A 9,256-nucleotide genomic window follows, 5' to 3' on the forward strand; every position below is an offset into this window, starting at 1 on the left:
GATTTGCTGCCTGCCCGGCAACATGGGGCGCCCGGTTCACCCCGGGCGCCCTGCTCCACAACCCAGGAAGTCCCATGCTCCACTCTCCCCAACGCCCGTTCCGGCCCGCTCGCAAGCCGGCACTCGCCGTCGTCGCCGCCGTCATCGCAATGTTCGCGAGTTCCTGCACCCCGACTCCGGACGCGTCGCCATCCGCCGGCGGCACCGCCGTCGGAACCGCTGCCCCCGCACCGTCCGAATCGGACCCATGGCGGCCCGCCGCGCACCTCACGGCGTCGCAAAACTGGATCAACGATCCCAACGGGCTTGTTTACGAAAACGGCACCTATCACGCGTTCTACCAGCACAATCCGCACGGCAACTTCTGGGGAGACATGTCGTGGGGTCATTCCACCAGCACGGATCTGGTGCACTGGACCCAGAAGCCCGTGGCCCTGGAGGGCACCGCCAGCGAGGAAATCTTTTCCGGCGCCATCGTTCCGGACACCAAGAACGCATCCGGCCTGGGCACCGCTGAAAACCCGCCGTTGGTAGCCCTCTACACCAGCTCGTACGGCGACGGCGGGGCGCTGCCCAAGGGCAGCCAGGCCCAGTCCGTGGCCTACAGCCTGGACCATGGAACGCCCTGGACCAAGTACAAGGGCAATCCGGTGCTCAGCCTGAATCCGGCGTCGAACAACTTCCGGGATCCGAAGATTACCTGGTACGAGCCCGGCAAATACTGGGTCATGACCACGGTGGTAGCTGACGCCCAGGTGGTGAAACTCTTCAAATCCACCGACCTGCTGCACTGGGACTTCCTCAGCGACTTCTCGGGAGTGGGCGCCCAGGGCGGGCTCTGGGAAGTTCCCGAGCTGCTCCAGATGGACGTCGACGGCGGCAACGGCCTGAAGAAGTGGGTCATGATCCTGAGCATCAACCCGGGAGGCATCGCAGGAGGCTCCGGCATGCAGTACTTCGTGGGCAATTTCGACGGCACACGGTTCACGGCGGAAAACGCGGCAAAGCCGGGCGACCCGCTGACGGAATCGCAATGGCTTGACCATGGTGCGGACTTCTATGCGGCCAATACCATCACCGGGGCTCCTGGTGGAAAGCCGGTGCTTCTCGGCTGGATGGGGAACTGGGACTATGCGCAATCCGTCCCGAGCACGCCATGGCGCGGGTCAATGGCCATCCCCCGCCAGCTCACCCTCGCAGCCACAGGAAGCCGTTTCGAGCTCCATTCGAGCATCGCCCAGGCTGCCGCGGATGCGCTCACGGACACCAAGACCAGTGAAGTACATGGCAAAAACCTCACCGTCACCGATTCAACGGAACCCCTCGGCGGCGATTTCGGAACCCGAACCCAGCTGATCGACGCCGAGATGGACGTGGCGGGCGCCTCCGAGGCCGGATTGGTGCTGCGGGCTTCGGCGGACGGGAAGGCAGGCCTCCGGATCTCGTACAACCGCGCAAGCCAGACCCTGAAAGTGGACCGCTCTGCAGCCGGGACCTCCAACTTCTCGCCGAAATTCAGCCCCTACCACCAAGCCTCCGTGCCCCTGAAGGACGGCAAGGTCCGTCTCCGCATCCTCTTGGATTCCTCGTCGGTGGAGGTCTTCACACAAGACGGCTCGGTAGTCATCTCGGACATCTTCTTCCCGCAATGGGGGAACACGGGTGCGGCAGCGTTCAGTGCAGGCGGCCCGGCGAGCTTCGTCCTCACCACCACGCGGCAGCGACCCTGACGCTGGGGAGCCCAACTGACTCGCATTAGTTGTCGTTTAGACGCCTCATAACGACAACTAATGCGAGTCAGTTGGGTGGCGTGGGCCGGACTGTGACGGCTGACATAGCCGGTGACCTCGGCATTCATTCCCTTTGACGATAGCTTTATCCCTATGACATCGAGCGATGCCGAATTTGAAAAGCTGATATCCGACGCCGGCGAGTGGGCTGCCCAGGACCCGGACCCGGTCACTGCGGCAGCGCTGTCCGAGCTGGCCGGACTCGCCTCCAATGGCGTCGCCGCGGCCCGTCAACAGCTTGAAGACAGCTTCAGCGGAACGCTGCAGTTCGGTACCGCTGGGCTCCGTGCCGCCCTCGGTCCTGGTCCCAACAGGATGAACCGCGTAGTGGTGCGCCGGGCAGCGGCAGGTTTGGCGGCCTTCCTCAAGGACGCCGTTGAGGCGGCTGCCCCGGGAACGCGGCCGCGCGCCGTCGTCGGCTATGACGCTAGGCACAACTCGGACGTCTTCGCACGGGAGTCCGCAGCCATCTTCACGGCCGCGGGAATCGAGACCTTCCTGATGCCTTCGGCGCTTCCCACCCCGTTGTTGGCTTACGCGGTCCGTTCGCTTGATTGCGACGGCGGTGTCATGGTCACAGCGAGCCATAACCCGCCGCAGGACAACGGTTACAAGGTGTACTTGGGCGGCCGGGCCGTGGAGGAAAGCGGCCGCGGGTCCCAGATCGTGGCACCCTACGATTCGCAGATCGCGGCAAGCATCGAAGCCGTGGGCCCTTTGGATTCCATCCAACTGGCCGAGTCCGGCTGGACTGAACTGCCCGCTTCCATCACCGGGGAGTATGAGGCCGCGATGGCCGGCCTCGCCGACGTCGAGAATTTCCCGGCCCGTCAACTGAAGATCGTTTTGACCCCCATGCATGGCGTGGGTGGTGAGACTGCGGTGTCTGTGCTGAATGCGGCAGGCTTCACCGACGTCTCACTCGTGGAAGAGCAAGCAGAACCGGATCCGGACTTCCCCACCGTCAGTTTTCCGAACCCGGAAGAGCCCGGCGCACTGGACCTGGCTTTGGCGGCAGCGGCGCGTTTGGGTGCCGATATCGTGCTGGCGAACGACCCCGACGCCGACCGCGCGGCCGTAGCGGCACAGGACCCGGATACGGGTGCTTGGCGGATGTTGCGGGGCGACGAAGTGGGCGCCTTACTTGGGGCACATGTGGTGGCCCGGCACGCCGCGGATGTGCGGCAAGGCGATTCAACACGGGGCGTTTTCGCCAACTCAATCGTCTCGTCCCGGCTGCTTTCCCGCATCGCGGCGGCGGCCGGCTTCGCCCACGAGGAAACGCTCACGGGATTCAAGTGGATTTCCCGGGTGCCGGGACTTGTGTACGGCTACGAGGAAGCCCTGGGCTACTGCGTTGCACCCGAACTCGTCAGGGACAAGGACGGCATTTCCGCCTCCTTGCTCATCGCCGAACTGGCGGCGGCGGCCAACGCCGAAGGAAAGACGATCTTCGACACCTTGGATGAGATCTACCTGGTGCATGGATTGCATGCGAGCGACCAGCTCAGCATCCGGGTGGCGGACCTTGGTTTGCTGGACGCCATGATGAACCGGCTCCGGGCCGATCCGCCGGAGTCCTTTGGCGGTTCCGCCATCGAGACCTTTGTGGATTTGGCCCAGGGAAGCGAGCAACTGCCGCCGACGGACGGCCTCCTCTACCTGACCAAGGACCTAAGCCGCGTCATCATCCGGCCCAGTGGCACCGAGCCAAAGCTCAAGTGCTACCTGGAGGTCATCAAGTCGGTCGGTTCGGCGGCGGAACTCGCCGAAACCCGGCACGCCGCGCGGACCACTTTGGACCACATTCTTGCCGATGTCCGCGAGGCGCTCGGGCTCTGAGCGCTTCGGCTCCACGACGGACGACGGCGGTGCGCGGCTGGGGGCTCCGGGCTACAGTTCGACTTCGATGAAGCCGTCAACCATGCGGGTCTTGAATGCCGGAAGCCGGAGCCCGGGGTTGGAATAGCACTCACCGGTCTGCAGGTCGTAGACCTCCTTGTGCAACGGCGAGGCGATAGTGGGGCGTGATCCCCGGGAGCCGGTGATCCCCCGGGCCATGACATTGGCCAGGGTTGCAGGGTCCTGCTGGGCGACTGCGTAGACATTGTCGGCATCGAGGCGGAAGAGCGCCACCTGCACGCCGTCGATCAACGCCGCCTCGCCCCAAGCCGGTTCCAGCTCGTCCAACGGGCATACAGGGTGCCAGCCGGACTCGGTCGGCGCGCTCGTCAGTTGTTCTTCCCGTTCCAGAATGACGGTCATGCCAACCCCTCTCGCTATGCCTGCAGCCGGACAAATGCTGTCCTTTCCTTCAGGCGGTGGCCGCCGAGCGGCCATATCTTCAAGGTAGGCGGGGAGTGTTTCACTCGAATGCAGTCAATGTGTCGGGTGCGTAAAAGAGACCTCACGGGTCCCGACATCCAATCGTGACCCAGAAGTTAAGATCACGAAACAAAAGGGAAACTGAGGAGAAACTGCCCGTCCGTAGTCTGAAGTGACAAGTTGCGGAGCACGTTCTGCGGCGTATGCGAAAGGCCACCAGTGACCGGACACACTTCCACCCCAGAAAACCAGCGCCGTATTGTTGTCGCCGGCGGAGGCCCTGCGGCCCACCGTTTTGCCGATGCCATGCATACCCGCGGTCTCGAGGGCTGGCACGTCACGGTCCTGACCGAGGAAGCCCACGTTCCGTATGACCGGGTCACCCTGAGCAAGGCGCTGACCGATGTGGACTATGACCTCACCTTGGGCGACATGTCCATGTGGGAGCACGAAGCCCTGGACCTGCGCACTGGCGAGCGGGTAGTCAAGATCAACCCCGAAGCCAAGTCCGTGGAAACGGCGGCCGGCAACACTTACGACTACGACCACCTGGTGGTGGCCACCGGCTCGGACGCGGCACAGCTCCCCTTCCCCGGCGGCGAGCTCGCCCATGTCTACCGCACCCTCGACGACGTCTGGGCCATCAACAAGGCCATCGCCGAACTCACGGAGAAGCTTGGCCGGACCGTCCGGACCGTGACCATCGGCGGCGGCCTCCTCGGCTTGGAAGCTGCGGCCGGCACCATGGAGTTGGGCGCACAGGCCACCGTCATCAACGGTTCACGCTGGCTCATGAACGCCCAGCTGGACGAGGGCGCCGGCCAGGCACTGGGCCGGCTGGTCACCGCCAAGGGACTCGAAGTCCTGACGGGAACGTACCCCGCCGAAGTATTGTCCGACGACGGCCAGGTCACCGGCGTCCTCATGAAGGACGGCCGCGTCATCCCCGCCGACATGGTTATCGCGTCCATCGGCATCCGCCCCCGCGATGAACTGTTCCGCGGAACGGAAGGCGACGCGGACGGCCCCACCGCTGAACAGCTGTTCGAACTCGGCAAGAAGGGCGGCGTGGTCATCAACGACCATTGCGCCACCCCGGTCCCCGGCATTTGGGCCATCGGCGAAGTCGCGAACTTCGATGGCATGTGCCTGGGGCTCGTGGCTCCGGCGAACACCATGGCTGAGATCGTGGCCGACCGGCTACACGGCGGCCAAGCGACGTTCCCGGGTTTCGACACCGCGACCAAGCTCAAGCTCTCCGGTGTGGACGTGGCCAGCTTCGGCGATGCGTTCGCCACAACCGAGCACTCCCTGGAGATCGTGTACGCCGACCCCGCCCGCGGCGTCTACCAGAAGATCGTCACCACCGACGATGCCAAGACCCTGCTCGGCGGGATCTTCGTCGGCGACGCCACCCCCTACATGAGCCTGCGCCCCCTGCTCGGCCGCGAACTCCCCGCCGAACCAGGCGCTTATCTCACCGCCGCGGGCGGCGGGGACGCCCCCGAGACCGAACTGCCGGACGACGCGATCCTCTGCTCCTGCAACAACGTCGCCGCAGGCAGCGTCCGCGATGCCATCAACGGCTGCGGTTCCTGCGAGGGCAACGCCCCCGTCCAGGAACTCGGCGAACTAAAGACATGTTCGCGGGCCGGCACCCAGTGCGGTTCGTGCGTGCCGATGATCAAGAAGCTCCTCGAAGGGGAACTGAAGAAGTCCGGCATCGAAGTCTCCAAGGCCCTGTGCGAGCACTTCAGCCTCTCCCGCCAGGAACTCTTCGACGCCATCCGCGTGCTGGAGCTGACCTCCTTCGAGGACATCCTGGCCAAATACGGCACCGGCGCGGGCTGCGACATCTGCAAGCCGACGATCGCGTCGATCCTCGCCTCACAGAACAGTGAATACGTGCTCGGTGCCGGGCGCGGTACCCTGCAGGACACCAACGACCGCGCCTTGGCAAACATGCAAAAGGACGGCACCTACTCCGTGGTCCCCCGCATCGCCGGCGGCGAAATCACGCCGAAGGGCCTGGGTGTCATTGCCCGCGTTGCCGAGAAGTACGGCCTCTACACGAAGATCACCGGCGGGCAGCGGATCGACATGTTCGGGGCCCGCCTTGAGCAGCTCCCGGAGATCTGGAAGGAACTCGTCGACGCCGGCTTCGAGTCCGGCCAGGCGTACGGCAAGAGCCTGCGCACCGTGAAATCCTGCGTCGGATCTACGTGGTGCCGCTTCGGTGTCCAGGACTCCGTCGCCATGGCCATCAACCTGGAACTGCGCTACCGCGGCCTGCGCAGCCCGCACAAACTCAAAATGGGCGTCTCCGGCTGCGCCCGCGAATGCGCCGAAGCCCGCGGCAAGGACGTCGGCGTCATCGCCACCGACAAGGGCTGGAACCTTTACGTCGGCGGCAACGGCGGCTTCCTGCCCGCCCACGCCCAGCTCCTCGCCCAGGACCTGGACGACGACACCCTGATCAAATACATCGACCGCTACCTCATGTACTACATCCGCACCGCCGACCGCCTCCAGCGCACCGCCCGCTGGCAGGAAGAACTCGACGGCGGACTCAAACACATCGAAGACGTCATCATCCACGACTCCCTTGGCATCGCGGACGACCTCGAAGCCGCCATGGCCCGGCACATCGACACCTACCAGGACGAATGGGCAGAGACCCTCAAGGACCCCGAGCGCCTGCGCCGCTTCCGTTCCTTCGTGAACGCACCCGACCAGAAGGACGAGGCCATCGCCTTCGTCCCCGAACGCGGCCAAATCCGCCCCGCCACCAACGAGGAAAAAGGCGGCGTCCTCATCGCCAGCACGATCCCCGTTCGCGGCCAGGACTAAGGAGCACAAACCATGCAGCTCACCATCGACCTCACAGGCCGCGACGTTCTGGTCACAGGCTCTACCCACGCCGCGCGGCAAGCCGTACGGCGCTTCGAAGCCGCGGGCGCCGTCGTCCATCGGCTCAGCACTCCCGACGGCGCCGACTCTGACGGCCCGCTGCCCGAACGCCCCTTCCTGGTCGCGGCCGTCGACGACGGCCAGCCCGGCTGGGAGCCCTTGCTCGCACGCTGCCGGGAAGCGGGGATCCCCGTCGCCAGCGAACCGGCTGCTGGCGAGTCCGGGCACGTCACCCTGGTCGGCGGCGGTCCCGGCACCCTCGAGTTGCTGACCATAGGCGCGGTCAACGCGCTGCGGGACGCCGACGTCGTCTTCTACGACCGGCTCGCCCCCTACGCGGAACTGGCGCGACTGACGTCGGCGGAACTGGTGGACGTCGGCAAACGCCCCGGGCACCACAAGGTCACCCAATGCGACATCGAAAAGCTCATGGTGGACGCCGCGTTGACCGGCAAGAACGTAGTCCGGCTCAAAGGCGGCGACCCTTATGTATTCGGCCGTGGCGGCGAAGAAGTCAGCGCCTGCGTGCAGGCTGGGGTCCCGGTCCGCGTCATCTCGGGCGTCACGAGCGCCATCTCGGTCCCGGCGGCCGCGGGCATTCCCGTCACTCACCGCGAGGTCAGCCACATGTTCACCGTGGTTTCCGGCCATGCACCGCTGACCGAGAAGGAACACACGCACCTGGCCGGACTCGGCGGGACCATCGTGGTCCTCATGGGCATCGGCACCCTCCCCCAACTCGCTGCCGGGCTCCGGCGGGCCGGGATGGATCCAGCGATGCCCATGGCCGTCGTCGAACGCGGCTACCGCCCCGGGCAGCGCACCACCATCGCCGAACTCGGCACCATTGAAACCGCGGCCGCAGGCTGCACCAACCCGGCCGTCCTGGTCATCGGCGAGGTGGTCCGCGTGGCCGAAGCCAACCGCGATCACACCGAAGCCACCGCAGACCTTGACCTCCTCGCGGCTTCCCTCCTTGAAGCCTGAAAGAACACACATGACTACGCTGAATGCCCTTGATTCCATCGATGCAGGCTCGCCGCTGGCCACCCCTGGACCAAACGACGATGCGCCGCTGGACGGTTTCCGGATCGGAGTGACTTCACACCGGCGTTCACGTGACCTGATCGAGGCGCTCGAGCGGCGCGGCGCTTCCGTGCTGCACGCTCCGGCTTTGAAGATCGCGCCGGTCCAGGAAGACATCACCCTCATCGAGGACACGAAAACGATCATCGCGGCCAAGCCGGATATCTGCATCGCCACCACCGCCTACGGCATGCGGCGCTGGTGCGAAGCCGCGGACTCCTTCGGCATCGGCGAGCAACTTCTCGATGTGCTGGGGGCCTGCCGCATGTTCGTGCGCGGGCCAAAAGCCCGGGGTGCAGTCCGCGCGGCAGGCCTTGCCGACGTCGGGATCAGCAGTGACGAAACCACCGCCACACTGGTGGATATGCTCCTTCAGGAAGGAGTCCGCGGGAAGACCGTCGCCGTGCAATTGCACGGCTACACCGACGTCCGCCAGTTGGAGCGCCTCCGCATGTCCGGCGCGACGGTCCTCACTGTCACCCCGTACCGCTGGGTAAAGCCCGACGGCGAAGACAAGCTTCCGCGCCTCATCGAAGCCGCCTGCTCCGGGGACTTGGATGTGCTCACCTTTACGAGCGCGCCCGCAGTAGACGCCATGTGGAGCACGGCCCACGAGATGGGCCTGTACCGTCAGCTGATCGAGGCCCTCAAGACCCAGGTGACAGTCGCCGCCGTCGGGCCTGTCACCGCACAGCCGTTGGTCGACGCCGGGCTCAGCCCCCTCATCCCGGACCGCTACCGCATGGGTGCGCTCATCCGGCTCGTCACCGAACATCTGGCCCTGAACCATGTCCGCCGGCTCGACACCCCCGCAGGGCACATCGAGCTGCGCGGCCGCTGTTTGAGGATCGATGGTTCCGTCGTGGAACTGGCCCCGGCTCCGCTGCTCCTGCTGCGCGCGCTTTTGGGAGCCGGGGGCGCGGTGCTGTCCCGAGAGGCCCTTTCCGACCTTCTGGAATTGCGTGGCTCGGTCCACGCCCTGGACATGACGGTGAGCCGCTTGCGGTCCTCGCTGCCGGACGGAAAGCTCGTGGAAACCGTCGTCAAGCGGGGTTACCGGTTGCGCGTCTAGCTGGCTATAGGATTGTCAATCCTGCGTTTCCGGGCATGATTTGGCGGCTCTGCAGCAGTTGCTGCGGAGCTTG

Annotated in this window: 6 protein-coding genes; 5 read left to right on the forward strand and 1 reads right to left on the reverse strand. The window is 65.5% G+C overall.

The window, feature by feature from the left end; genetic code table 11:
- Positions 1–74 precede the first annotated feature (74 nt).
- Positions 75–1,730 carry a glycoside hydrolase family 32 protein gene (locus AC3WJM_RS09230; protein WP_492271710.1) on the forward strand — a complete coding sequence of 552 codons (1,656 nt, stop codon included), beginning with the start codon at positions 75–77 and terminating at the stop codon, positions 1,728–1,730.
- 153 nt (positions 1,731–1,883) lie between these two features.
- A complete protein-coding gene (locus tag AC3WJM_RS09235) occupies positions 1,884–3,632 on the forward strand; it encodes a phospho-sugar mutase (RefSeq protein WP_492259679.1) in 1,749 nt (582 codons plus the stop codon).
- Positions 3,633–3,683: 51 nt separating this feature from the next.
- Here the strand turns inward: AC3WJM_RS09235 and nirD are convergent, their stop codons facing one another.
- The gene (gene nirD, locus AC3WJM_RS09240; protein ID WP_492271711.1) at positions 3,684–4,055 is read right to left on the reverse strand and encodes a nitrite reductase small subunit NirD; all 372 of its coding nucleotides are present in this window, start codon (positions 4,053–4,055) and stop codon (positions 3,684–3,686) included.
- Between the two features lie 279 nt (positions 4,056–4,334).
- Here nirD and nirB point away from each other — a divergent pair, with 279 nt between their 5' ends.
- The 3 genes from nirB to AC3WJM_RS09255 are packed head-to-tail and all read left to right on the forward strand — an operon-like array spanning position 4,335 to position 9,183.
- A complete protein-coding gene (nirB, locus tag AC3WJM_RS09245; protein ID WP_492271712.1) occupies positions 4,335–6,965 on the forward strand; it encodes a nitrite reductase large subunit NirB in 2,631 nt (876 codons plus the stop codon).
- 12 nt (positions 6,966–6,977) lie between these two features.
- The gene (gene cobA, locus AC3WJM_RS09250) at positions 6,978–8,012 is read left to right on the forward strand and encodes a uroporphyrinogen-III C-methyltransferase (protein ID WP_492271713.1); all 1,035 of its coding nucleotides are present in this window, start codon (positions 6,978–6,980) and stop codon (positions 8,010–8,012) included.
- Between the two features lie 10 nt (positions 8,013–8,022).
- Complete coding sequence (locus tag AC3WJM_RS09255) at positions 8,023–9,183, forward strand: uroporphyrinogen-III synthase (protein ID WP_306961261.1); 1,161 nt, start codon at positions 8,023–8,025, stop codon at positions 9,181–9,183.
- The last annotated feature ends 73 nt before the right edge of the window (positions 9,184–9,256 follow it).

This window comes from Arthrobacter sp. FW306-1B-G06A, assembly GCF_058781765.1.